General features: G+C 68.3%; 21 protein-coding genes and 1 tRNA gene. 6 read left to right on the top strand and 16 right to left on the bottom strand.

Annotated features, from left to right (window positions below; translation table 11 throughout):
* The first annotated feature begins 13 nt into the window (after positions 1-13).
* The 4 genes from AB0O89_RS02280 to AB0O89_RS02295 all read left to right on the top strand — a co-directional run bounded on the left by AB0O89_RS02280 (position 14) and on the right by AB0O89_RS02295 (position 3,349).
* Positions 14-184, top strand: a complete 171-nt coding sequence (locus AB0O89_RS02280) for a CsbD family protein (RefSeq protein WP_331791873.1) — start codon at positions 14-16, stop codon at positions 182-184.
* Positions 185-279: 95 nt separating this feature from the next.
* Positions 280-1,275: an acyl-CoA dehydrogenase gene (locus tag AB0O89_RS02285; RefSeq protein ID WP_363493815.1), complete on the top strand. Its 996-nt coding sequence runs from the start codon at positions 280-282 to the stop codon at positions 1,273-1,275.
* Positions 1,272-2,636 (top strand): bifunctional PIG-L family deacetylase/class I SAM-dependent methyltransferase, encoded by a 1,365-nt coding sequence (locus tag AB0O89_RS02290; protein WP_300590584.1) that lies wholly within the window; start codon positions 1,272-1,274, stop codon positions 2,634-2,636. The genes AB0O89_RS02285 and AB0O89_RS02290 overlap by 4 nt, the downstream gene beginning before the upstream one ends.
* Positions 2,633-3,349 (top strand): glycosyltransferase, encoded by a 717-nt coding sequence (locus tag AB0O89_RS02295; RefSeq protein ID WP_363493817.1) that lies wholly within the window; start codon positions 2,633-2,635, stop codon positions 3,347-3,349. The genes AB0O89_RS02290 and AB0O89_RS02295 overlap by 4 nt, the downstream gene beginning before the upstream one ends.
* Here the strand turns inward: AB0O89_RS02295 and AB0O89_RS02300 are convergent.
* The 11 genes from AB0O89_RS02300 to AB0O89_RS02350 form a co-directional block, all read right to left on the bottom strand.
* Entirely contained in the window at positions 3,346-4,515 is a 1,170-nt protein-coding gene (locus AB0O89_RS02300) for an aminotransferase class I/II-fold pyridoxal phosphate-dependent enzyme (RefSeq protein WP_331791877.1), read from the bottom strand. The genes AB0O89_RS02295 and AB0O89_RS02300 overlap by 4 nt on opposite strands.
* A gap of 134 nt (positions 4,516-4,649) precedes the next feature.
* Positions 4,650-5,192 carry a cupin domain-containing protein gene (locus tag AB0O89_RS02305; RefSeq protein WP_331791878.1) on the bottom strand — a complete coding sequence of 181 codons (543 nt, stop codon included), beginning with the start codon at positions 5,190-5,192 and terminating at the stop codon, positions 4,650-4,652.
* A gap of 245 nt (positions 5,193-5,437) precedes the next feature.
* Positions 5,438-6,022, bottom strand: coding sequence for a PIN domain-containing protein (locus AB0O89_RS02310; RefSeq protein WP_331791879.1), 585 nt, complete (start codon positions 6,020-6,022; stop codon positions 5,438-5,440).
* Positions 6,023-6,047: 25 nt separating this feature from the next.
* Complete coding sequence (locus AB0O89_RS02315) at positions 6,048-6,572, bottom strand: excisionase family DNA-binding protein (protein ID WP_331791880.1); 525 nt, start codon at positions 6,570-6,572, stop codon at positions 6,048-6,050.
* Between the two features lie 112 nt (positions 6,573-6,684).
* Positions 6,685-7,806: a DUF3322 domain-containing protein gene (locus AB0O89_RS02320; protein WP_331791881.1), complete on the bottom strand. Its 1,122-nt coding sequence runs from the start codon at positions 7,804-7,806 to the stop codon at positions 6,685-6,687.
* On the bottom strand, positions 7,803-11,156 hold the full coding sequence (locus AB0O89_RS02325; protein ID WP_363493821.1) for an SbcC/MukB-like Walker B domain-containing protein: 3,354 nt from the start codon (positions 11,154-11,156) through the stop codon (positions 7,803-7,805). The genes AB0O89_RS02320 and AB0O89_RS02325 overlap by 4 nt, the downstream gene beginning before the upstream one ends.
* Positions 11,153-11,812, bottom strand: coding sequence for a DUF4194 domain-containing protein (locus AB0O89_RS02330; RefSeq protein WP_363493823.1), 660 nt, complete (start codon positions 11,810-11,812; stop codon positions 11,153-11,155). Before AB0O89_RS02330 ends, AB0O89_RS02325 begins: the two co-directional genes overlap by 4 nt.
* Complete coding sequence (locus AB0O89_RS02335; RefSeq protein ID WP_363493825.1) at positions 11,809-13,260, bottom strand: DUF3375 domain-containing protein; 1,452 nt, start codon at positions 13,258-13,260, stop codon at positions 11,809-11,811. Before AB0O89_RS02335 ends, AB0O89_RS02330 begins: the two co-directional genes overlap by 4 nt.
* Positions 13,261-13,325: 65 nt before the next feature.
* Entirely contained in the window at positions 13,326-13,847 is a 522-nt protein-coding gene (locus AB0O89_RS02340) for a DUF1877 family protein (RefSeq protein WP_053547121.1), read from the bottom strand.
* Positions 13,848-14,165: 318 nt separating this feature from the next.
* Positions 14,166-14,254 (bottom strand) — tRNA-Ser (locus AB0O89_RS02345).
* Positions 14,255-14,445: 191 nt separating this feature from the next.
* Positions 14,446-14,817 carry a hypothetical protein gene (locus AB0O89_RS02350; RefSeq protein WP_275755783.1) on the bottom strand — a complete coding sequence of 124 codons (372 nt, stop codon included), beginning with the start codon at positions 14,815-14,817 and terminating at the stop codon, positions 14,446-14,448.
* Between the two features lie 150 nt (positions 14,818-14,967).
* Here AB0O89_RS02350 and AB0O89_RS02355 point away from each other — a divergent pair, with 150 nt between their 5' ends.
* Both AB0O89_RS02355 and AB0O89_RS02360 read left to right on the top strand, forming a co-directional pair.
* Positions 14,968-15,249: a type II toxin-antitoxin system Phd/YefM family antitoxin gene (locus AB0O89_RS02355; RefSeq protein WP_363493828.1), complete on the top strand. Its 282-nt coding sequence runs from the start codon at positions 14,968-14,970 to the stop codon at positions 15,247-15,249.
* Positions 15,210-15,695 carry a PIN domain-containing protein gene (locus AB0O89_RS02360; protein WP_363493830.1) on the top strand — a complete coding sequence of 162 codons (486 nt, stop codon included), beginning with the start codon at positions 15,210-15,212 and terminating at the stop codon, positions 15,693-15,695. Before AB0O89_RS02355 ends, AB0O89_RS02360 begins: the two co-directional genes overlap by 40 nt.
* On the opposite strand, the gene mobF is transcribed toward AB0O89_RS02360, so the two are convergent.
* The 5 genes from mobF to AB0O89_RS02385 form a co-directional block, all read right to left on the bottom strand.
* Positions 15,685-19,155 carry a MobF family relaxase gene (mobF, locus tag AB0O89_RS02365; protein ID WP_275755777.1) on the bottom strand — a complete coding sequence of 1,157 codons (3,471 nt, stop codon included), beginning with the start codon at positions 19,153-19,155 and terminating at the stop codon, positions 15,685-15,687. The genes AB0O89_RS02360 and mobF overlap by 11 nt on opposite strands.
* Positions 19,156-19,448: 293 nt before the next feature.
* Complete coding sequence (locus AB0O89_RS02370; protein ID WP_275755773.1) at positions 19,449-20,024, bottom strand: TetR/AcrR family transcriptional regulator; 576 nt, start codon at positions 20,022-20,024, stop codon at positions 19,449-19,451.
* A 79-nt stretch (positions 20,025-20,103) separates the two neighbouring features.
* Positions 20,104-21,435, bottom strand: a complete 1,332-nt coding sequence (locus tag AB0O89_RS02375; protein ID WP_275755771.1) for an FAD-dependent oxidoreductase — start codon at positions 21,433-21,435, stop codon at positions 20,104-20,106.
* 59 nt (positions 21,436-21,494) lie between these two features.
* Complete coding sequence (locus AB0O89_RS02380; protein ID WP_275755769.1) at positions 21,495-22,868, bottom strand: FAD-dependent oxidoreductase; 1,374 nt, start codon at positions 22,866-22,868, stop codon at positions 21,495-21,497.
* Between the two features lies 1 nt (position 22,869).
* The gene (locus AB0O89_RS02385; protein WP_275755767.1) at positions 22,870-24,189 is read right to left on the bottom strand and encodes an FAD-dependent oxidoreductase; all 1,320 of its coding nucleotides are present in this window, start codon (positions 24,187-24,189) and stop codon (positions 22,870-22,872) included.
* Between the last annotated feature and the right edge of the window lie 280 nt (positions 24,190-24,469).

Consider the following 24,469-nt stretch of genomic DNA (forward strand, 5'->3'; position numbering starts at 1 on the left):
GGGGAGGCACATCGTGGGACTCGACGACAAGATCAAGAACGCCGCGGAAGAGGCCAAGGGGAAGGTCAAGGAAGCCGCCGGTGACGCCACCGACAACGAGGAACTCGAAGCCGAGGGCAAGGCCGACCAGGCCAAGGCCAACCTCAAGCAGGCGGGCGAAAAGACCAAGGACGCGCTGTCCTGACGCTTCGCTCCGCCATCAACGACGGGGTCCATCCACACGGATGCGCCCCGTCGGTTGTCTCCCTTCGCCCAGAAGCGGCCGCCGCGACTGGATCGGTGCTCGATGCGGTGAGTGCGGCAGCCGAGATGGACGGGTTCGGCACAGACCTCGCCAAGACCCTCGACTGGTGCGTGGAGGTCGGACAGTGGGCGCCGCGCGTCGGCGAAGGGCGGACTGCGGAGCTCTGGGAGCTTCTGGCCGCCACCGCTGCCGTCGACGTGGGTGCGGCGCGCGTGCTGGAGCCGCACCTTGACGCACTGACGATCCTCGCTCAGGCCGACAGGTCGGACCTCAGTGCACCCCATGACACCTGGGGCGTCTTCGCGGCTGAGAGCCCCGACTCCAGCCTGCTCGCCGAGAAATCAGGGGCGGGGTGGACCCTGCGAGGCACGAAACCCTGGTGCTCGCTCGCGTCGCGCCTCTCCCGGGCGCTCGTGACGGCAACACGGGATGACGGGCGGCGTGCCCTGTTCGCGGTCGACCTTCGCACGGATGGCGTTCGGGCCCATGGGGGCCCGTGGATGGCACGGGGGCTGGCGCAGATCGTCAGCGCACCGGTTGACTTCGACAATGCCCCGGCAGTGCCTGTCGGACCAGCTGGCTGGTATCTGGAGCGGCCGGGATTCGCGTGGGGCGGGATGTCGGTAGCGGCGTGCTGGTGGGGTGCTGCGGCCACCATCGCGCGACGGCTGCTGGCACCCGCACAGTCGGGAGCTGCCGACCAGCTCTCCCTCGTTCACCTCGGCCGAGTCGATGGAGCACTCTGGGCGGCGCGCGCCGTGCTCGCCGAGGCAGCCGAACTGGTGGACGACGGCCGATCAAGGCGGGTGGGCGAACGACTGCTGAGCGAACGCGTGCGCGCCATCGTGGCTGACGCCGCCGCTCTCACCCTCGCCGAATCCGCCGAGGCGCTCGGGCCGGCCCCCCTCACCCGTGACGAGGAGTTCGCCCGGTCGAGCGCCGATCTGCACCTCTACATCCAGCAGCATCACGGGCTTCGTGACGTGGCGCGCGTCGGTCGCGAGTCTGCTCGGCAGAGTGCCGCGTGGTGAGCTTCAGCCACCTCGACGAGGGCACCGCCGAGGAGCAGTGGGTTGACGACCCTCGCCTCAGCTCAGCGCCGCTGCTGGAATCCCCACCGGACGAGCTCATCGTGGTTGCCGCCCACCCCGACGATGAAACGCTCGGCGCCGGTGGACTCATGTGTCGCGTTGCGGCCCGGCGAGGTCGGGTGAGCGTCATCATCGCCACGGACGGTGAGGCGTCTCATCCAGGATCGAGAACGCACTCCCCCGATTCCCTCCGCGCACAACGGCGCCTCGAGGTCATCGAAGCACTCTCACTCCTGGCGCCGGCTGCGCGCGTGCAGTTCCTGTCGATCCCCGATGGCACGGTGGATGCGCACGCGAGCGCCGTCGAGCACGCCGTTGCAGCCGCCCTGGATGCGACGGATGCCGCGCCCACGCAGACGATGGTCCTCTCGCCCTGGTCGGGAGACGGTCATCGCGATCACCGGGCCGTCTCGGGCGCCGTGCGCAATGTCGCGTCACATCGCAGCGTGCGCCATCTGGGGTATCCGATCTGGATGTGGCACTGGGGTACCCCCGAGGATGTCCCCTGGTCGCAGGCGCTCGCTGTGCGGCTGACAGAGAACGAGCTGGCACGCAAGGTCGCCGCCCTGCGCGCTCACACGTCTCAGGTACAGGCTCTCTCGGGCGAGCCGGGTGACGAGGCCGTCGCGCCACCGAGATTCCTCGCCCACTTCAGCCGGGACCGCGAGGTCTTCCTGGACGAAGCGCCCGGTGCCGACGCAACCCTCACGTCGACGTTCTTCGAGGACTTCTACGCCCGCCACGATGACCCCTGGGGATTCGAAACGCGATGGTACGAGGAACGCAAACGCGCCGTGCTCCTTGCTGCCCTGCCGAACCGGCGCCTGGGCAGCGTTCTGGAGATCGGGTGCGCGACGGGCGTGCTAACTGCGCCGCTTGCCGCGCGATCCGACCGGGTCCTCGCCCTCGATGCATCAGAGCGCGCCGTCGATCGCGCCCGGCGCCGGCTGGCCTCGGCGGACCACGTCACGGTCTCACTCGCGCACGTGCCGACGCAGTGGCCGGATGGTGAGTTCGACACCGTCGTGCTCTCCGAGGTCGGCTACTACTTCGACTCGGACGATCTGGATACGCTCATCGATCGGATCGACGCTGCGCTCACCGACGACGGCATCGTCGTCGCGTGCCACTGGCGGCATCCGGTGGCGGAGTACCCCTCAACCGGCGATCGCGTACACCACACACTGCGACGAGTGCCGGGGTGGCGCAGGATCGCGCTCCACGAGGAGGACGACTTCGTACTCGAGGTCTTCGGCCGCGGTGCTGCCGAGTCGGTGGCTGCACGGGAGGGATTGGTGTGATCGGCCCCAGCATCCGTGCGCTTGCCGTGGTCATTCCCGTCCACAACGAAGAGCAGCTGCTGTCCCGATGCCTGCAATCCGTGGAAGTCGCCGTTTCGCGCGTCCGGGTGCCGGTTGCGGTGTACGTGGTGATCGACGCGAGCACCGATGGGTCGGCATCGGTGGCGCGGCGGCATCCGTTCCCCGTCGTCGAGATCGATGCGGGATCTGTCGGCGTTGCGCGCTCCGTGGGGGTCACCGCTGCGCTCAGAGGCCTCGCGCCCGCCGCGGACCGGCGGGTCTGGATCGCCAACACCGACGCGGACTCGGTGGTGCCGTCGAACTGGCTCACCCTTCAGCTTGGCCTCGCTCGCGAGGGTGCTGACATGGTCATCGGTACCGTGCGGCCAGACTTCGCCGACCTCACCCCGCAGCACCGGCAGCTGTGGCTCGACACGCATACGCCGGGCTGCCCGAACGGGCACGTTCACGGGGCAAACCTCGGCGTGCGGGCCGATGTCTACCGTGCGGCGGGAGGTTTCAGCGACGTCCCGGAGCACGAAGACGTGATACTGGCCGAGCGCTGCCGCACGGCGGGAGCGCATGTCGTCGCCAGCGACCTGGCCGAGGTCCTCACGTCGGGACGACTCGTTGGACGCACCCCCGGCGGCTACGCGGCATACCTTCGCGATCAGCATCGGGGTCTCGGGGCGGTCACTCCCGAGCCGATCTAGCGCACTGGGGTCACCGCGGCGAGCCGGCGAACGATCTCATCGAGCACAGGCTGGGGCGTCGCGAAGATGAGACGCGCGAATCCCGCACCCGCCTGTCCGCACATCGTCCCCTCCGTGAGAGTGACGGATGCCTCCCGCGCGAAGTACTCAGCGGGCAGATCGTCGATCCCGGCGCCGCGGAAGTCGATCCAGCCGACATAGGTACCCTCGGGTTTCGGCATCCAGGCTCCGGGGAGGTGCTCGGCAAGGAGTGAGAGGAGGCGGTCGCGGTTGCCCTCGAGGTAGGGCACGAGGTCGGCGAGCCACGCGTCACCGCTGCGGAAGGCGACCGCGTTGGCGATCGCACCGAGGTTGCTGGTGCCGTGGCCCGAGAACCGCCCGATCCGCTCCCACGTCTCGCGGTCGCGGTCGCTCGTGAGGACGAGTTCGGCGCACTTCAGACCGGGGAGGTTCCACGCTTTTGAGGCGCTCATGGCCGTGATCGTGTGCTCAGCTGCGGAAGGCGACACCGTCGCGTACGGGACGTGCGTCGCGCCCGAGAAGACGAGCGGCGCCCAGATCTCGTCCGAGAAGACACGCCCGCCATTGCGGTCGACCACCTCGGCGATCCCGACCAGTTCGTCTCGCGAGAACACGCGACCGACGGGGTTGTACGGGTTGCACAGCAGCAGCAGATTCCCGCCCTCGTCGAACGCGCGCTGCAGTGCGTCGAGGTCAAACTCGTAGCGTCCGTCCCGCACGGCGAGGGGCATCTCGATGACCTCGCGACCGCGCATCGGCGGCACCATCAGGAACGGCATATACGACGGAGTGGGAACGATGATCTTGGACCCCGGCTCCGAGCAGTGCTCCATCGCGAGTTCGAGTCCCATGATCACATCCGGGATGCCCCACACATCGCTCGCGGGCACACTCCAGCCGTAGCGGCGCTCGAGGAACCCCGCCGTCGCATCCGACAGATCAGCGGCGATCCGCTGGGGCATGTATCCGAAGGCTCCGTCGTCAACCGCTGCGTGCAAGGCGGCGGTGATGGCCGGATCGACGCCGAAGTCCATCTCAGCGACGAAGGCGCCGATCGAGTCATCCGTCGCCGACCACTTCGTTGCGCCGGTGGCACGAAGCTGCTCGATCGTGATGGCGTTCATGCGCTGGGCGAAGTCGGTCATGCGGTGCCCCTTCTGACTAGCAGCTCTCACGATAGCTCGCGCCACCGACGCTCGATCTCAGGCGCGGATGCTGCCAACAAGGGCGAGCATCTCCGCCACAGCGCCGCGGATGAGCGGAAGGCGGGCAAGCCTGATCAGGTCGCTGGCCGGCCCGAACACCGCCTCACACCCGCGACGCCGGTCGTCAGCTCCGACATCGTGAGGTCGTCGAGCCATGCGGGTCGCTCTATTCGCGTCGGCGGTCCGATTCGGACCCTGCCGGGAGTCCAGGCCGGCGTGACGACCGAGCAGATCAACGCGAAACCCGCGGGATCGACAAGTCGAAGTGCCTTGTAGGATCCGGCCGGGACGGTGATCATCGGCCGAGTCTCCCGAGTCACCACAGACGAGGTCACCATGCCATCGCTGTCTACGACCACGTACTCGACCGGACCACCGTCGACGATGACGTGGGTGTCATCGGCAGCAAGCCAATGCCACGCATTGATCGGGCGACGCGGGTCGAGCAGGTAATAGATGGCGTTCGCAGCTGGCGATGCCACACCGTCGACGGTTCGAACCTCTACATCCGAACGGAAGGCGGGAGTCCACCATCCCGATTCACCCTCGAGCACGCGCAGTCCCAGTCGCTCGATCCATTCGTCTGCTCGAGGATGACGGTTCACGTGCTCCATCATGCCCGCACGCCGCTTCGAGAAGAGATCGGCTCAGTTACGTTCAGGAAATTGGCGGAGACGGAGGGATTTGAAATCGCGCCGATGGCAACTGGACCCAGCTGAAACCGCATGATTCCGCGTGTTCTGAGGCCACAGACGTTCTCCTCGATCAGGTCAGCGCGGTTCGATTCGTGGCAGAAACGTGGCGGGTGTTCGGCGCGAAATCAGGTGGCTGCACCCCGCTCTTCAGTCATGCGAACTGGAGGCTACGCGGACGCAGCTTCGACCATCATCTCGACGGCTTCGATCATGCCGTATCGGTCGCGCAACGTGTCCAGGATCTCCTCGACGGTGAGCGCTGCACCGTAGCGGCCGGAACGACTCGCGATCTCCCGCACCGCGGCGAGCGCATGCCTGGGGTTGAGCGCGACAGTGTTCTTCGCGAACTCCCTGGCGCTGAGCACCTGGATGCCCGGCGGAATCTTGGCTGCAGGGAAGTCCTTCAGGTTCTCGGTGACGATCGCTCCGGCTCCCGCGATGACGGCCGCAGCGACCACATGCTCGTCATCCGGATCGGGAAGCCCGAAGGTACCTTCCAGCGGTTCCCAGCCTTCGACCTCCGCGTCGGCGAACTCTCGCCGCATCGCGGCGATGAGGGTTGCTGCGCGGCTGGCAGCCCCCGCTACGGGTATCCCCCGCTTCACGAGCTTGACTTCCTCGTGCAACTCGAGTTCGTCGAGGATCGCCGAGCTCCAGGTCGGTCGATACGCGCCCTCGATCGCGAGCGAAAGGAGGAAGTCGCGTTGCAGGCTCGGCCACAGCACGCTGGTGTCGAGGGTCGCCGTGAACACGACCCCATCCTGTCAGTCTGCGAGGTCAGAGTCGGGCTGCCCGCCTTGCGGCGACCGCCTTCCTCGCCGCTCTGAGGTCCTCGAGCGTCTGCTCGATGTTGTCTTCGTCGACGGCGTCGCGCGTGGCGGCGAGCATGTCGTACTGACGCTCCCGCCGGCGCTCTCGGTACTCGAGCAGATCCGCGAGGAGAACGCGTCGGTGCGTTCCCGCCTTCTCGAATGGGATCTCACCCTCGTCGAGGAGCTTCACAATGGTCGGGCGGCTCACGTTCAGGAGATCCGCTGCCTGCTGGGTGGTGAGCCGTGTTGCCTGGGGTACAACTGACACGGCAAGCCCGCTCTGCATCGCGTCCACGATCTTGCGGAGAGCGAGGTAGACCTCTTCCGGAAGCTCGACATGGTCGCCTGGACGCGCCCCCGCAAGGAAGTACCTTGGCTCGGGAAGAGCCCAGCCGGCGGCCTCATGGGCGGTGAGGAAGTCCAGCACAGGGGCAAGCTCGACTTCCCTGCTGGGAAGGTACGTCTCTTCAACGACGGCAGCGCGAGACACGGAAATCACCTCAATACACGTAAACGCAGGAGGTTGCGTTTGTTACGATTACGGTAGCACGCGTCGCTGACAGGTCAATAGGAGCGCGCTGGGGCAACGATCAGATGCCTCGTCAGGACACCCCGAGCCGTTCGAGCGCGTAACTCCACGGGAGGCGCTCCTGCTCGAGGCGTATGTTGCCCTCCGCGCTCAGCGACCGAAGAGTCGCGCGCTCATCAGGCGTGAGCAGATCGAACACGCCGACGTTCGGATCCGGATCGGTCCCCCACAGATCACGGTGAGCGAACAGAGTATCCATATCCATCAACGCCGACGTTGCGTCCACACCCCTGGCTCGAAGTCGGTTGAGTATGGCGAATCCGTGCGAATCGAGATCGCCCCAGTAGGTGACCGTCTGCGCCCATGGGAGGCGGGCGACGAGATCGACGCGGTGACCACCACCGTGCACTGCTACAGCTCGGGGCACATCCGGCATCGCGAGCAGGGTGGCGAGGTTCTCGAACACGAACACGCGCTCGGGTCGGATCGTGCTTGCCGCAAGGTCGTCGACGGGCGCCGACACATCGGTGAGCCCCTGGAACGAGAGCGACGGATCGAGAGCACGGATCCGTATGAGCGGTGACGGCTCGCGAAGGCCCAGTCCGGGCGCTCCGGTTCCCGCCCGATGCAACGCCTCGACGAGTCCGCGGCGAGATTCGATCCATTTGGTGTGGATGCCGCGGATCGGCAGTTCCCGCACCAGGTGGCCCGATTCCGGGTTCTCGCGCAACCAGGCCAGCACATGGACGAGCCTGTCGAAATCGGCGCCATCGAGATCGCTGATCGCGCGGCCATGGGCGCGGAGCACACCGCTGGCGTCGGAACCGGCCAGGCCCCTCAACTCGTCAAGTCGCGCCATCAGACGTCGCCAACCCTCCGCCTCGCCCGCCGCTCGAGCGATCGAATCCGAACCGCGCAGCACCGCTCGAACGGGGACTTCCTGCGACCCGATGCGTGACCAATGGCGGACGACCCACTCGAGCTCGATACCCGAGTCCTCGCTCACACCGCGCCAGGCGTCGACCCACCGTCGAACCAGACTGAGATCGTCCAGCGCCTCCCGCTCCGTTGGCGGGCGTAGCGGAACGTCGAGCACGACATCGGTCTGCTGCTCGGCGGCCCAGGTGCGTGCATCGCGGTCGAAGAGCTTCTTCGCCCGCGCGCGCAGGTCAGACGGTGTGACAAGCGTGGTCACGCGCGCGACTCCGCGTGCGGCGGGGTGGCGACCTCAGGTTCACCGACCGAGAACACCACGTTCGCCAGCCGTGAGGCGTCGCGGTGGGGGTTCGATACCGACGTGATCGCACCCACGTACGGCTCGAGCGTCTGCAGCAGCTTCTGCGGTGTCGCGAGGATCATGTGGAATCCGAACTCGCGGAACACCTCCATCGCGTTGCGCGTGTATCGGCTGTCAGCCTTGTCGAACGCCTCATCGAGCACGATCGACCCGAACCTCGGAACCTCGTCCTCTTCTTCAGTCAGCTGGTACCGCAGCGCTGCCGCGAGGCAGAAGATGACGAGCTTCTGCCGCTGACCACCCGACAAGCCCTCTGCGGAGTCATACACCCGCACAACGCGGCCGGCGACGTCCTTCTCCCGCGCGAGGAAGCTCACGTGAAGCCTCGTGTCGAGCACCCGGTTGCGCCAATCGATGTCGACGCGGTCCTTGGATCCGAGTCGACCGATTACGCGCTGCAGCACGGCGAATCGTTGCTCGGCACCGGCGGCCGACTCGTCGGCCCAGTTGCCTTCAACGATGCGACGGAGGTCGGTGAGGAACTCGTCGACCTCCGGGGTCCGCGTCGTCTTCACATCGATCTCGAGGAAGCGGTCCGCTCCCTCGAACGGGGACCGCCCCAGGGATGCGTTGACGGGGAGGATTCGCTCACGGATGAGACCCGGGGCGTCGCGGAGGTCGCTGAGCAAGTGTGCGACGACGTCCTGCGATCGTTCCCGCAACAGCTTGCGGAACTCGGACTCCTTCTCGGGCAGGCCGCGGGCGATGATGCCTTCGCGCAGTTCCCGGTAGCCGTAGCGGTCGCGGATGTCAGCAGTCAGCTCTGCGGATGCAGCGGGCCACCCGAGCCGAAACTCGGCGGCGCGCCCGGCGAAGCTGGCCTCAGCATCCGCTGCGCGGCTGGCCGAGGCGTCCTTCTCCTTCGAGAGTGCCGACTGCACCTTTCGCGCGACTTCGTCCACCGTCTCCAGGCTCACGGAGCGTCGCTCGGCTCGGAACCGGCCTTCGAGGGCGTCGGCGATCCGCTCCTCGACCGGTGCATATGGGGTGGCCTCGAGTTCGGCGACGTGTGCCGCGATGCTTTCGACGTGATTGCGGGCGACAGCGTGGGCTCCGAGCGCCCGTGCGTGCTTCGCGTTCGTTTCGTCCAGTCGCTGGGTCGCTCGCTCCGCGGCCTCCTGTGCTTCGCGGAGAGTCCCCGACTCGCTGGTGAGCACCCGGAGATCGTCGCGCTGGGCCGCGGTGACCGCCATCGCAGTTGCGAGGTCCACTTGGTCCCAGCTGAACGTCGATACGCGTGTGAAGACGTCGCGCCGACTGACCGCATCCTGACGAAACGAGTCGGCCTCGGCGTCGCGGGCGGATGCTTCCTCCATCGCCGCCATCGCGTCCCGCCGACGCTCAAGCAATGCCTCGAGCCGCGCGTGGGTGTCGCCGCCCAGCACCCATCGAGTGGCATCACCGACCTCGTGACGGTCGTCCTTCTCATACCTACGTGAGTTGCGCTTGACCAGGCCGCCGATCGTGACGCCACGCTCGACGTCATCAAGCTCGTCGGGGTGCGAAACGCAGGCGTAGTCGAACTCGGAGGCCATGCGCTTGCGGACGTAGGACGCGAAGGGCCCATCGCTCACCGCGAGGCGATGAACGAGCGAGCGGGCATCCTTGGGGCGACGCGGCTCGTCGACGGCGTGCGGGACCGCTTCGATGACGAGCCGGACACCGAGTGTCCGCGAGTCGGCTGCCCGACGTGCGGCGACAAGATGTTCGTCCCGCACGAGGAGCGTCGACGCAAACGGAGCGAGCACTCGCTCTGCCGCGCCGCGCCAGGCGGAGTGCTGCTCGGCGACCGAGATCAGCTCGCCCGCAAAGGGGAATGTCGATGCCGGCACACCAACAGCGTCCGCGAGGAATCGTCGTGCGCTCAGAAGCTTCTCGTCGAGGTTGCTCCGGTGATCTCTCAGCGCCTGAATCTGCCTGGTGACTTCGTCCAGCGCCTTACGCGCCTGACTCGCGGCGTCACGCACCTCATACGACACAGCGGGGATGTCGCGCGCAACCTCGGTGACGGCCGCGGCAAGGAGCTCCGCAAACTGCTCTGGATCTTCGGGCATTGGTGCGCCGATGCGCATCAGCTCTGCGGTCAACTGAGCTCGATATTGCCTAGTGACGTCCTCGGCACGCTGCGCACTGTCGATCCGCTCCTGCAGAAGCTCGACGCGCGCGCCGCCCTCGTCCCGGACCCGCGCCTTCGCGGTTTCCAGCGCCTCTGCCGCCAACCGCTGCTCTCGCGCGGCGTCGCTCAGGTCGCTCTCGGCGCGCGCCAGCGCGGCGCGTGCGGGGCCCGCGGCTTCCTTCGCGAGCCGCAACTTGAGTCCCGCTGTGAAGGGCTCGACCCCGTCGTGCAGATCGGAGATCGCTGCCATCTCAGCGCCGGCCAAGTCGAACGCGGTGATCGCCTCGTCGACCTTGCGGAGCGCATCAGCCTGCTTCCTCAGGTCGACCACGTGCTTGTGCGCGGCATCGAGCTCCGTGAACTGCTCAACGGCGGTCTCGGCCCGCGCGAAGGTCCCCGGCTGGTCGAGCATGAACCCGCGGAACAACGCGTCGAGGGTGCCGAGGTTCTTCGCTGATTGTGTCTTGTGGAGAAGCTGAAGCGTCGCATCTCCGCGGAAGCCGAACTGACGGATGATCCGCTCGTGAAAGCGTCCGTGTCTCCCACCGGTGGTGATCAGCGCGTCGGGGAAGGCCTTCGACATGCGACGCGCGTCAATTCCGCCTTCGACGTGCGGCTTCACGTCGAGAAGCTTCACGTGACCGCGGGTGAAGATCCGTGCGTCCTTCAACGCGGTCGGTTCGGTGCGCGTGCCCGGTGCGTGGAACACCCGCAGCAGGACGACCGGTTCATCGCGGAGATTCTCGTAGCGCAGCAGGATGCCGCTCCAGGTTGCCTTCGAGCGCAGGTAGGTCGTGGTGGCCCGATCGGCAGTCTCGTCAGCTTCCTTGCTCCAGGCGCCACGCACATAGCTCATCAGCGTCCGATCGCTCTGTCGGGAAGCGCCATCCTGAGCCGCCGCGTTGAGGCGCAACCACCTGTCGGGGGTGAGGACGGCGGCAATCGCGTCGAGTAGCGACGACTTGCCCGATCCGGATGCGCCGGTGAACAGGTGGCCGGCGCGCGCGACATCCACGGAGACGTGGCCGGCGAACGTGCCCCAGTTGACGAGTTCGATTTGGGAGAGTCGCCACTGGCCGGGCCTGGTCGGATCGACCTCCGACTCGTCGGTGGGGAAGCTCAGCATCGTCATTCTGTGTCATCCTCGGCATCCGTCGACGGGGCAGCGGATTCTCCTCCGCCCTCTCGGGCGATCCGGTGGTACTCCGATGTGATCGCGCGGATCTGGTCGGCATCGACGAGCAGTCGGAGCACGGGCGAAATCTCGGCACGGTCATCGCCAACGGCGTGCAACACGCGGAGCTTGTTCTGCATCTTGTTCCACGACGAGTTGACGCGGCTCGCGAAGTCCTTCTCATCACGGTCCGGGGTGCGGAACACGGCGAGCTGCTCGAACACCTCCGCCTGCCCGACGATCACCCGACCGCGACCCTCCTCGCTCAGCAGCGTCTGGCGCAAGACAAGCAGCATTGCGGTGTCGAGGAACGTCAACGCCTCAGACCGCACTGCCTTCGGGGCGTCCTCGGACGGAGCGTTGCGGACGAAGGCGAACTCGTTGTCCCGATCGATGACCAATTCGAGGAACAAATCGGCGAGCCGGGAGCGGAGGACAGCCTCGTCGGTGAGCAGCACCGCCCACAGCTGCGCCTCGCGCGCTCCGGAAAGATACGGGCCACGCACCAGACGCAGCAAGACGCGCCTCGTGCGATCAGGGAGTTCGCCGGCGTCGCCACGCCAGAGGCCTCCGTGCTCGTCGGGGGTGACATCCGCCGTGGTCGACTCGGTCATGCCACCGCTCCTGTGAATCGGTGCGCGGCCACAATCGCCGCACGCGGAACTCCGTCGGCGCCCTGCCAAGCGAGTACCTCGGGCTCATCGTCAACGGTGCCCTGCTCGGCGGCGATCGAGAGAAGTCCGATCACGCTGCCGACCCCCTGCGTCGCGGGGTATCGAGCAAGGACATCTGCGACGGTGCACGAGGGCACCTCGGCGAGCAGGTCGTTGACGTTCCGGGTGAGTTCGTCGAAGTCGATCTCGGTTTCGCGAGCGATCGCCCGCAGCTCCTCGAGGCTCGCGAGGGATGTCGCCTGCGTGACGATCTCTTCGGTGGCGGCGAATTCGGCGGGGTCGTGAAGGTCGATCGCCCCGACGCTCGACAGCGCAACGGCCGAGAGATCCAGCGTGAGAGACGTCGGATGCCACGGACGCGTGTGTGCGGCGGCTTCCACCCCCGCGTGCTGAACCTCCCGCAGAAGAGTCCGCAGGACCCGGTCGCGCTGGTAGTCCTGCGACTGCACGTAGCGGCGGAGCGCCCGGGCGAACAATGTGATGACATCGTGGATCTCCGCGCTTCGTCCCTTGAGCGTTGCGAGGAAGGCGCGCAGTGCCCGGCGCTCATCCGAGGTGAGATCACGAGCGAATCTGCGGTCGAGGATGCGACGGATGTCGGCCTCGAATGCGGCACCGAGTGCAGGGTCGAGCACGAGCTGGGAGAAGGCAGCGAAACTGCGGCCTGCATCCGAGTCGGAGATGTGGTCGATTCCGCGGAAGACTTCGTCGACGACTGACGCCTGAGAAACATCGGACTCGACGATCTTCGCCCTCAGCGACGCATTCAGCGTCTCGAACTCGGCACGCACCCGAGCAAAGTCGTCCGGCACGTCCGCCGCCTGCGCCAGCACGTCGCGAACGCGCTCGAGCGCCCGGTCTTCATCGATCGCGGACTCGTCACCGGAACGCAGGCTCTCGATCCGCCGCTCAATCGACTCGATCTCTTCCTCGAGTAGCGCGATGCGCGCTGACACGTCAGGATCGGTGTCGATCGCGAGGCGACGGACCTGCGCCGCAAGACTCGCAAGCCGAGACTCGGTCACACTCGAACGCGGGGCGGCACGCCCCTGTAAGAAGCGGATCCCGGCGATCGCATCCGGGGAAAGCTCGAGCGTCTCACCCCGCGCTTCCGATGACGGCCGACGCACCAGGAAGCCGGCCGATCGCCACTCCCCGCAGTACCCCTTCGCAGTCAGCGGCAAGATCAGCCCCTGCGCACGGAGCCGCTCGAGGTCGGCATCGATCCGCTCGTACAGCTCCTCAGCGTCGACTCGGCGCTCGTCTCCGCCCAGGTGGGTGCCGAGAAGACCGGCGACCACGGGTGCACTGTCGGCTCGAAGCAGCTTCCACGCCGCATCGCGCTCCGCAAGCTGGGCGAGCTCGAGAACCTGGGCGACGGCGGGCACGCGTCCATTCTGAAGGAACACACCGACATCCGTTGACGCGGCGGCGGCGGATAGTTCGGGCTGAGTCACCCGATGAGGTAGACCATCCCGCGACCGTCTGTCGCGAGCGCCTCGACGAATTCCTGTGCCCGCGTGAGGTAGTCGAGGACGTAGCGGAGCTCGTCGTCATCGTCGACTCCGTGCCGGCTTCGCCAAGTGCGCGCCCACGTTCGCGCCTGGTCCTCGTCGATCGCACAGAGGTCGTCCCGAATCGCTGGCACCTCCTCCGGGAGGATCGTCCTCACCCACGGGTCCCAGCCCATGTCGTGCATCGTCACGTTCCCCTCGAACATCCGGTAGCACGAGCCGGCGGCGGGACTTCCGGGCCCCGAGCGCGTGAGGGACTGCAAAGCGGACCATGCCTTGTCGAGATAGAGCATGTCGCGCTTCGGTGAGACCTGCTCGAACGTCGCGACACTCACGCTCGCGTGCGGCTCCAGGCCCCACGCGTCAGCGAGCGGGTCGCTGGAGAGGATGCTGTGCGGGTCATCGACCGCCTGCTGAGCAAGGTCGGCATCGAAGGCATAGGCGTAGTAGCGGATTCCCATGCGGCCAGCATCCCGACGCAGGCGCAGCCACGATCACCGCATCCGACGCCGTGGGGAGAACGCGCCCGAATCCGCCGCTGTGGAGGAACGGAGGCCTTCGCATGGCCCCGCCCCTGGAGACCGAGGGATATGCGCTCGCGGTCTCGCGGGCAGCGGCACTGAATCTTCGCCCGGTCCAGCCGCAACCGAGCAGGTTGATGAGCGGGAACTCATGATCGAGCTCAGATCGCCCAGAACGGAACGCTTCGCAAACGTGGCAGAAATGGCGGATTTCGTGGCAGATGCGAAATAAACAGCCGCTGATCTGGGATTTTTCTGCGGAGACGGAGGGATTTGAACCCTCGGTCCCCGTGAGGGGACTCCACCTTAGCAGGGTGGTGCACTAGGCCGAACTATGCGACGTCTCCTTGTGCCCGACCAGCGTAGCGGATACGCGGAATCCCTTGTGGTGACTGGGATGTCGGGGCCTTGCCCCTCCCGCACGCCTCGCACTCGTCGCACTCAGAGAAGGGGGCGAATCGCCATTCTCGGGACACTCGGGACACTTTTGGGACACTCGGGCGGGTTCCTGAGAGCCACGGCCGGCGTTCGATCCGGGTCACTCGTCGGCTGGTTCGCGGTACTTGCTGAAGTCCTCCCAGGGCATCCACTTGCGCCTACCGCGATGCACCCACGACTCCATGAGCAGCGGGAACTCGCCGTTGCCCCAGTCGTGCAGCTCTCGCACCTCTGGGAGCGCGCGCTCGCCCTCGGCGAAGGAGACCTCCACCAACTCGTCACCCTCGCCGAGCTCAGGCAGTCGCTTGTCTGTGAAGTCCCCCGGCCCGTAGATGGTCCACCCGGAGAACTGCTCGTCGGCCGTCTCCTCCAGCAGCGCCCAGCCGGGTTCGACCGTCCCAGCGAGCACGGTGGCGGCGATCCTGAGCGTGCTCTGCTCTCCGAGTCGGGTTCCATCGACGTTGAGCGTCATGGTCCGAGGCTACGCTCGCGGTCTGACATGGCGACGGCACACACCGATGAGCCGAGCGGCCGGGAGGCGCCGGGTGCTCGACATCGCTGCCGAATCCGGGTATTGTGTACGCAAGTTTACACTTGGGTACGCAATGGGAAGGAGCCGAGGATGAGTGTGACCGTGGGAGTGCGGGAGTTCCGCCAGGACCTCGCCGACTACATCGACCAGGCCGAGCCGGTGACCGTGACCCGGCACGGGCAGACCGTCGGCCTGTTCATCCCAGTGCGTCGGGATCGGAAGGCCGAGATCGCCGCATACTCCGAAGCGGCGAAGAAGGCCAGCGCCCTGCTGGAGCAGCTCGGGATGACCGAGGACGAGGTGGTCGCCGAGTTCGACGCGATGCGGAAGGCGTGCCGGAAGGAACCGCGGGAAGCCGCTTCCGCATCGTGACGACGAGGCGCATCGTCCTCGACGCGAACATCCTCATCCGGGCGGTGCTCGGAACCCGCGTCCGGGAGCTGATCGAGGAGTACGGGGAGGACACGTCCTTCTTCTCCCCGGACCTCGCCTTCGCCGAGGCCGCCCGGCACCTCCCGACCATCGCCGGCAAGCGCGGCGCTGACCCCGCGCCCCTGCTGGACTCGCTCGACCGACTCCGCGTGGTCGTGGAGGCTGTGCCGATCGAAGTGATCGCTCCGCTGGAGCCTGTGGCGATGGCCCGGATCGGCGCGCGCGACCCGATGGACTGGCCGATGGTCGCCGCTGCGCTCACGTTGGATTGTCCGATCTGGACCGAGGACAGGGACTTCTTCGGTGCAGGTGTCGCGACCTGGACCAGCGACCTTGTGGAAATCTACCTGCGCGGCGACGGCGAGGCGGGAGCCGTCACAAACTGAGGCCGGGAGCGTCGCGCTGCGGTCCCGTCCTGCCGTGGTCGCTCGACGGCCGGTAGCGGCCGAGCTGGGTAGCGCGCTTCTCGCGTGCGGCCTGGGCGCGCTCGGCCGCTTGCCGTTCGGCCTCGGCTCGGGCGGCGAGGCCGCGGACGTACTGTGCGGCTTCGGTGACGGGCAGCGCCTCGATCTGCGCGAGGTCGTGCCTGGCCTGCTCCGCACGGGCACGCCAGCCGGCAGCGCGGGTGATCGCGGTGCTCGGGGTCGCGGAGCCGAGCACCCGCTGGCGCAGGGCGACGGACTCGCGCAGGTGCCGCTCGGCCAGGCGGCTCTGCTCGCGGTGAGTCTGCTCCGCGTCGTGCCGCGTCTCGGTCACGCGCGGGTCGGCGTCGGCCTGCTTCCCGGCGACCGTCTCGGCCCATGGCTCCAGGCCGCCCGCCCCGCTCGGCAGCCCGCCCCAGCGTCGCCGCACCGCGTCCTCCGTCGCACGGTGCGCGTCTGCGGCCTCGGTCGCCGCGCGGCCGGCGGCACGCCTCCTGAGTCGTCCCGCCTGGCCGTGCGCGGTCTGCGCCTCCCACAACCGCTCCCGCCCGGTGAGGTAGGCGAGGCCGTCTGCGGCGGCCTGCTCGATCAGCGGGGACGCGACCTCGGCGCGCACCCGCGCGGCGCGGGCGTCCGCAGCAGCGACAACTTCCTGCTGGTCGTCGGCCTCGGCCCGGTGCGCCGCGCGCTGCCGGTCCAGCGCCGCCACGACCCGCTCCCACTTGCCCGCCTCGCGCTCGGCGCGCTCGATCCGCTGGGCGAGGCGGGCGCGCTCCGCGTTCACCACCCGAACCGGCCCATCGGCCGCGAGGCCGGCTACGGCTTCGCGCGCCGCCTGGGTCGCGGCGACCAGGCCGCGGTCGGCGCGGTCCCGCTCGAGCGCGGCCACGAACTGCTCCCGTGCGTCGTCCACGTCGGCCGCGACGACGTGGAGGCGGTTCGTCTCCTGGCCTCGGGTCATGCCGACGTAGACGCCGGAGGCGTCGAGCGCATCGGACAGGACCGTGTGCGAGCCGGGCACGGTCGCGCCCTGCACGCCGTAGGCGGTGGCGGCATAGGCCAGGTGGGTGTGCTCGGCGACGTACTCGGCCGGCAAGCGTACCGTGCGCTGCCGCCTCCGGCCGTTGCCGTTCTCCTTCGCCCACACCGCCCCGTCCTGGCCGACCGCCTGCACGGTCCAGGTCTGCCGGTTCGCCACCTGCACGTCCGAGTCGTTCTGCCGGGTCTGGATCACGTCGCCCCGGCCGATGCTCAGACCGTCGCTGCCGGTCGTCGTGCGGGCGTCGTCGACCAGGCCTCCCCGCACCCGCTCGTCGCGGACGCGCTCGTTCAGCTCGCGCGCCTCGTCGTTCGTCGCGGTCGTGATCGCGTCCCCGTCGCGGGCGTCGCGGGCGATCGCGTCCTGCACCGCCTCGGTGCTCTCGTGCAGCACCACGAGTCCGAGGGAGTGGAGTCGGTCGAACAGCAGCGCCAGATGATCGCCGCGACGCATCTGCACCGTCAGCGCCGCGTACTCGGGATCGGCGAAGCGATGCACGGTCGTCATGTCGTGGGCGCGCGGCGAGAGCTGCGCTGCCATGTCGAGCAGCCCACCGCGACCCACGGCGGGGAGCTGCGCGCGGTCGCCGACGAGGGCGAGGGTTGCGCCGTGCTCGTCCGCGACGGTCAGCAGCGCGAGGGCGGTGCCCTGGTCGAGCATCCCCGCCTCGTCCACCACGATCCGCTCACCCTGGACGAGCTGCGCGGCAGCGGTGGGGCCGGTGTAGGTGGTGCCCGTCTCCGGGTCGGTGTCGCCCACGGCCAGGCGGGTCCATACGCCGTCGGCGTTCCATCGCCAGCCGTGCGCGTGGACGAGCTTCGCCACGCTGTCGGCACTCACGCCGAGTTCCTGCGCGGCCACGTCTGCCGCCTTCTTCGTCGGCGTCACCACGCGCGTTGCGCGGCCGTGGTCTGTGGCCGCTTCGATGGCCGCGCCGAGCATGGTGGTCTTGCCCGCGCCGGCCGCGCCCTCCACGACCACGAGGAGGTCGGTCCCGGCGACCGCGGCGGCGGCCTGCGCCTGCTCCGGGTCCAGCCCGGCGTCGCGCGTCAGGCGCGTCACGTCCGGCACCCGGCCGGTGCCGGACGTTGCGCGGGCGGTCAGCCGGTCGCGCAGGTTCGTCTCGACCGCCACGACGTGCAGGGTCGTGAGGTGCGCAATGTGCTCGGGTTGCACACTGTCGGGCGGCAGCACGGACAGGCAATCCTCGATGGCCAGGCGGGTCGTGATCGCAACGAGGTCGCGCAGCGCGTCGGGGGTTGCACGCACGCCCGCCTCGGTGATGATGCGCGTGACGTGCTCCTGAACGTCATGCACCGTCCACGTCGATGCGCCGGCCGCGCAACGGTCCAGCGCCCGCGATGCGACCTGTTGCACCCTCAGGTCGTCCAGCGACACCGTGGCGCGCACCGGCACCCGCTCGGGGTTCGGCCGGTAGCCGGCCACGTCCAGCTCCGCACGCCAAGCGGCCTCGTGGCCGAGCATGGCCGGCTTCTTGGCCGGCCGCTCGTGATCCCACGCCATCGCGGTCAGCCGAGACATGGCGACCGGGCCGGGCTCCTGGCCGGGATGCGCCACCCGCCACTCGGCCTCGAACTTGGCGAGGTTGCGGGCGACCTGCTCGCCGCGCTTGGACATGATCGCGTTGTAGGGGGTCAGCTCCGCGACCTCACCCGTCACCGGGTCCAGCGTGAGGCCGTGCGCGTCGAGTACTTGGGCGAGCTGCGGATGCGCGGCGATGACGGCGGTGCCGAGGGCGCGGATCGCGCCCTGCTGCCGGAACAGCGCCCCGGTGTCCAGCCCGCGCCACGCGCCGACCGCCCATACGCGGGTGCCGATCTGGAAGTGGATGTGCCGGTGCGGGTCACCCGCGCGGGAGGTCTTGTGCGAGACGGCGACCGTCTCCAACTGCTCGACCGGCACCACCTCCTGCTTCCCGCGCGGCCCGACCCTCGTGACCGAATGCTGGCCGAGCCAGGACCGGATCTCCGCTGCCGCGTCCCGCTGCGCGGCGTCCAGCGCCTCCGACACCTCCGGGTGCAGCACGGCGGCGATCGACAGGGACTTCGGCGCGTTCACGACCATCTCCGCGAACCGCGGCGACCCCTGCCGCCCCACACCGGGCAGCCGGGGCTTGCCCATCGACTCACTGGTGAGCGGGTTGATCCAGTCCACCCATTGCGCGTACTCGTCAGCCGTCAGCGCGCCCTCACCGATCACCCTGCCGCTGGCATCGACCACGGCGAACTCCGCCAGAGCGGTCCCGCCCTCCAAGTAGTAGTCATCGGCGCGCGACCGATCCGACTCCAAGTAGCGGCGCGCGTCCGCGCCGGAGCCCCGGAACAGAATCACGCCGCCCTTCATCACCGCCTCCTCCAAACTCATGTTCTTGCAACTACCTACGGTAGCATACGTCCACTCAGGGAGAAGATGTACTCAGGGAGAAGATGTGATGTCTCAGGACATTGGTGACAGTTCTGTATCAGGACATCGGTGACACACTCAGGGAGAAGATTCAGTTCAGGGAGAGGATTCATTCATTCATTCGCTTATGACACATTCGCTTATGCCCAAGGAGCCGGAAGAGTGGTGGCGTGGGAAGCGGGGATACAGGGCGTGCGTGCAGCGAGAACCGTAGGCCTTTGCTGGAGTCGGCCCGGGTAGATGGGTAAGCGGCTTCAGTCGATGGTGAGGAGCCCGCGCACCATCGCGACGACGCGCTCGCTGACGGCGGTGAGCTGCTGGTGGTCGCCGAGATAGGCGCCGTAGAGGCCGGTGCCCCAGACGATCGCGAGCAATGCCTCTGCGCTGGTGGCGATGTCGGTGCTGGCGGGCAGTTCCTCTGCTGTGACGGCGTCCTCGCAGAGTCGCCTCAGGAACGCGCGGAGGTCATCGAGATGGCGGCGGGTGAGGTGGTGCAGCTCCGGGGACCTGGCCGTGTCCAGCAGCGAGGCCGTGATGAACGCGGCGTAGCTGCGGTCTTCCGCGTCGACCTCCACCGATGACATGAGGAACGTGGCCAGGCGATCCTGAAGATGGGTGGATGCGTCGAGGGCTCGATGGATGCCGGTGACCACGACCCTCTGGCGGACCTCCTCGAAGACGGCTGAGAACAGTGCCGCCTTGCTGGAGAAGTGGTGGCTGATCGCCGGTCGGGTGACGCCCGCCTCCTGGGCGATCCGTTGCAGGGTCGCGTCATGGTAGCCGGAGCGCGCGAACACCGACCGGGCGGCACGGAGGATCAGTTCGCGCACCGCGGGGTCATCTCCTGAGCGTGCCGGTCGTCCCCGTCCCCGGCCTCGCCCGGGTTCCGGCGTGCTGATGCTCACACGATCAGTCTCTCAGGTGCGAGGCGGGCAGACCGGTGGCGATGAGAGCGTCGACAGCGATCCGGGCGGACTCGACGCAGCCGCTCTGGCCGGCTGCCATCCAGGGACGTGCGGCGTCGCCGACGTTCCACAGATTCTGGATCGGCGTCGCGTTCGGCCAATCGCGGCCCGGGATGGCCCGCTGGCCGGGCCAGTCGCCGGTGCAGTTCGCGATCGAGACCTCACGCGCCCGGGCGGACTCGGGAAACTCTCGAGCGGCTTCCCGGCGGAGGATGGCGAGCTCCTCGTCGAGGTCGAAGCCGGTGTTCGCCGGATGCGGAGTGCTCGTGACGCAGTAGAGGTGCCAGCCGGCGGGTGCGAGCGACGGGGATGGGCCGCTCATGTAGGAGGCATAGGCCAGGCGTTCTGTGTAGCCGAAGAACACCAGTGTCGTGAGGTTCGGGATCGGCTGCTCGCTAGCGAAGTTGATCGTGATCAGAGTGCCGGGGAAGCTCTCCGCTTCCAGCTTCTCTCTGTCGTCGGCGGGCCAGGCTTCGGCGGGGAAGAGGCGGCTCGTGGCGACGGGGCCGATGTTGCTGATGACCGCCCGGGTGCGGACGGTGACGGTGGCGCCGTCGGTCTTCCGGATGACGACCGTGTCGGCGCGTCCGTCGTCGCCGACACCGATCGCGGTGACGCTGGTGTCCAGCAGGATCGTGCCGCCCGCGCGCTGAATGCCGGCTGCGAGGTCCTGCCACGGCCCGATGGAGCCGTCGGGGTGGGCGCCGTACGTGTTCATGCCGCCCTTCTTCGTCAGGTAGTCGAAGAACAGCGTCGCGATGACGTCGCTCGGCTCGGCGGCGAACAGGGCGCTGGTGAGGTTCCGGCACAGCCGCTTGATCTTGACGGGGGCGTGCAGCTGGTCGAGCCAGGTGTCCAGGAAGATGCCCTCCTTGGGCCGGAACCAGCCGAAGCGACGCGCGAGGCCGCCGATGACGGGGATGCCGATCTTGTTGGCGAGGAATCCCGTGATGCCGCTCATCACCTGAACGTCGCGTCTGCCGAGCCGGAGGATCAGCGGGACGGGCTGCTTCCTCGCCCGGATCGGAATGCCGACGTCGTCGAACAGGGCCTTGTTCGCGCCGCCCAGTTCGAAGATCTGCGCTCCGGTGTTCACCCCGAAGCCGTCGATCGGCTCGGTCGAGGCGCGCCCGCCGACCTGCGGCTTCGCCTCGACGACGAGGATGCGGTAGCCGGCTTTCACCAGCCAGGCAGCCGCGGCGAGGCCCCCGGCACCGGCGCCGATCACCACGACGTCGACCTCCTCCGGCACGTGTGCATGCTGTTCGATCGTCATTGATCGTCTCCTCTCATTCGGTCGCACTGGTTGTGGGCATCAGGTTCGCGCGCCGGCCGTCACCGCCCGGTCAGAGCCGGGGCCGGTGAGGCGACTGCGGCGAGGAGCTCGCGGGCGGCCCGGGCGCCGCCCGCGGTGGCGGTGTTGAGGTTGGAGCAGGAGAAGTAGTCACCCGCGAGGTGGACACGCTTGCGCGGCCGGTACTGGTTCAGCTGCGCGAGGCCCTTGTAGGTGCCCGGGTGACTGTAGACCACGACGGGGTTCCAGCGGTTGACGAGCGCGAACTCGACGTCGTCGCTGAGGTGCGGGATGACCCGGTCGGCGGCGGCGAGCAACTGCGCCACGACCGTCTCGTCATCCTGATCGATCAGCTCCTCCGCCCACTTCGACATCGAGTACAGCCCCACCAGGCCCTTGCCGGCCGGGACGCGGTCGGGTGCCTTGTTGTGCTCGAGCGTGACGGCGAACAGGTTCGTCTCCACGGACTCCGGGATGCACACCACGAACGCGGGGTTCTTCGCCGGCGGCTTCGACAGCGCGACGTTGAGGTTGACGCTCGTGGTGTATTCGAGGTCGTCGAAGTACTCGACCGCCTTCGGGTGCAGCTGCGGGTAGAGCGAGGCGACCTGGGTGCCCCAGACGGCAAGGACGACCGCGTCGGCGGTGTCGACGTGCGTCGTGCCCGCGGCGTCGACCCAGGTGACGGTGGCCTCGTGCTCGCTCTCCTCGACCGACTGGACTCGCGCGTTCGTGACGACGTTCAGATGCGCGGCGACGGTGTCGACGTAGCGCTGCATGCCGCCCTTGAGCGAGTTCAGCTTCGTGCCGATGATGTTCGTGAACGAGTAGAAGAAGTCGATCTTCGAGTTGAACTCGCCGCTGGTGCCGAGCAGGCCTCGCAGCACCGAGTCGATCATGAACTCCGACACCTCCGGGGTGAGGCGCCGCCGAGCGTAGGCGTTCGCGGTCTCGTCGTCCCAGAACTGCCCGAGCGGGGCGAGGTTCTCCGCGTTGATGTAAGGGCGCACCTTCAGCAGGTCGAGGCCCAGGTTCGCCATCTTCGCCTTCGACTTCCAGGAGATGAGCTTCGTGCCGATCGCATCCCGGAGCAGGTGCGCGGAGTCGAGGAAGTGGATCTTGTCCTCGCGGGCGAACCCGACCGTGGTCCCGCCGGGCTGCAGCAGGTGGTCGCCGCCCGCATCGTGGAGCAGCTGCATGACGTACGTGTACGCCTGTGGCAGGACGCTCGCTCCCTGGTCCATGACGAAGCCGTCGCGGACCTCGGTGCGGACCTTGCCGCCGGCCTGGGCATCGTCCTCGAGGACCGTGACGGTGCAGCCGGCCTGCTGCAGCCGGAACGCGGCGGACAAGCCGGACGGGCCGCCGCCGACGACGATGACGGAGGGACCGGACCCCGTGGTGGGGGCGTTCATTTCATGCGCTCGCTTTCTTCGAGGTGGCCCCGTGCGGGGCGGCAAGGATGCGGTCCGCGACGACCTGGGCGTTCTGCGCGCAGGCGGAGATCCCAGCCGTCGCCCACAGGCTCGCGCCGTCGCCGACGTTCCACAGCCCCGGCACCGGGCTCTCCGGCTCGACCGTGCGGCCGGGCAGGGAACGGGCACCGGGCCAGGTGCCGCGGGTGACGTCGATGCGGAGGATGCGGGCCCGATCGAAGCCCGGGAACTGCTCCCGCAGGTCCTCCAGGAGCAGAGCGGTCTCGGCCTCCTCGTCGAAGTCTCCGACGGCCGGCTGTGGAACCGACGCGCCGCTGTAGAGGTGCCAGCCTTCCGGCGCGCGAGCGAGATCCGGGGCGCTGAAGTTCCCGGCGTAGGCCAGGCGACGGGAGCCGGCGAACAGGGCCAATGCCGGGAACTGCGCGAGCGGTTCCCGTGACGCGAAGTGCACCGTGATGAGCGCGCTCGGGCTGTCCGCGGTCCGCAGCCGCTGCACGTATTCCAGGGGCAGCAGCGAGCCGGCCAGAGACAGCAGCGCGGCCGGGCCCGCGTCGTTCACGAACTGCGGCGCGCGATCGACCCGGCCGCCGCCGGCGTGATCGCTGGTGATCCGGAAGCCGCCACCCGCATGATCCCGCTGGACGGAGGTCGCCGTCGCGCCGAGCAGGACGCGCCCGCCGGCCTCCTCGATCACCTCCACGAGCGGAGCCCAGATCGCCCCGGTGCCGCCGGGGGCGAAGCCGAAGGACTTCAGCGCACCGGGCTTGGTGAAGTAGTCCAGGAAGAACCGTGCCGAGACGAGTTCCGGACCGGCGGCGAACAGCGCCCCGCACATGTTCCGCACCAGGCCGTGCACCCGCGCGCTCCTGGTGAGCCGCGCCAGCCACTCGGAGGTCGTCAACTGCTCGGCGGGCTTGAGCCCAGGGAACAATCGCAGGCCCGTGCGCGCCAGCCACAGGCCGCCGCGCACGGCCACCGCCGCGAGCCCCGTGCTCAACGACACGTCCCGCTTCCCGGCGCGCAGCGTCAGGGCGCGCTTCGGCACGTAGAGGCGCAGCGGATGCCCGAGCTCGGCGAAGCTCTGCTCGAGGATGCCGGCCAGCTCGACCAGAACCGCGCCGTCGTTGACGAGGAAGCCGTCCAGCTCCGAGACACCCGCGCGACCGCCAGCCCGCTCCCCTGCCTCCAGCACGAGCACCCGTCGGCCTACGGCAGCGAGCCGCGCGGCGGTGAACAGGCCACCGGCGCCTGCGCCGAGGACGATCGCGTCCCACCGATCCTCGAGCCGCTGCGTCGTCATCTCCGCCTTCCCGTCATGCATATTTTACCTAAAAGCAAATTATTGGGAAGAGGCGGTGTCCGCGAGGATGTCGACCGCGAATCAGAAACAAGAGATGACTATCATTTCGAGCTATCATCGCGGCAGAGCACCCGGAGTCCGATCCGTCCTATCTCGAGGGAGCATCATGATGACCGTTCCGCATGCCGGGCCCGTAGCGGTGCCGCACGCTCCTGTCCGGTCCGACGGCGGATGTCCGCTGCCGGGTCGCGACACGGGCGGTCTCCTGATGCCGCTGACG

It is taken from the genome of Microbacterium sp. NPDC076895 (assembly GCF_040687115.1).
Lineage (GTDB): Bacteria > Actinomycetota > Actinomycetes > Actinomycetales > Microbacteriaceae > Microbacterium.

What these genes read in the sequence shown, in the direction of transcription:
- AB0O89_RS02385 (WP_275755767.1), bottom strand. Translation starts at nt 24,189, where the DNA reads ATGACGACGCAGCGGCTCGAGGATCGGTGGGACGCGATCGTCCTCGGC.
- AB0O89_RS02380 (WP_275755769.1), bottom strand. Translation starts at nt 22,868, where the DNA reads ATGAACGCCCCCACCACGGGGTCCGGTCCCTCCGTCATCGTCGTCGGC.
- AB0O89_RS02330 (WP_363493823.1), bottom strand. Translation starts at nt 11,812, where the DNA reads ATGACCGAGTCGACCACGGCGGATGTCACCCCCGACGAGCACGGAGGC.
- AB0O89_RS02325 (WP_363493821.1), bottom strand. Translation starts at nt 11,156, where the DNA reads ATGACGATGCTGAGCTTCCCCACCGACGAGTCGGAGGTCGATCCGACC.
- AB0O89_RS02300 (WP_331791877.1), bottom strand. Translation starts at nt 4,515, where the DNA reads ATGACCGACTTCGCCCAGCGCATGAACGCCATCACGATCGAGCAGCTT.
- AB0O89_RS02350 (WP_275755783.1), bottom strand. Translation starts at nt 14,817, where the DNA reads ATGACGCTCAACGTCGATGGAACCCGACTCGGAGAGCAGAGCACGCTC.
- AB0O89_RS02355 (WP_363493828.1), top strand. Translation starts at nt 14,968, where the DNA reads ATGAGTGTGACCGTGGGAGTGCGGGAGTTCCGCCAGGACCTCGCCGAC.
- AB0O89_RS02340 (WP_053547121.1), bottom strand. Translation starts at nt 13,847, where the DNA reads ATGGGAATCCGCTACTACGCCTATGCCTTCGATGCCGACCTTGCTCAG.
- mobF (WP_275755777.1), bottom strand. Translation starts at nt 19,155, where the DNA reads ATGAGTTTGGAGGAGGCGGTGATGAAGGGCGGCGTGATTCTGTTCCGG.
- AB0O89_RS02305 (WP_331791878.1), bottom strand. Translation starts at nt 5,192, where the DNA reads ATGATGGAGCACGTGAACCGTCATCCTCGAGCAGACGAATGGATCGAG.
- AB0O89_RS02375 (WP_275755771.1), bottom strand. Translation starts at nt 21,435, where the DNA reads ATGACGATCGAACAGCATGCACACGTGCCGGAGGAGGTCGACGTCGTG.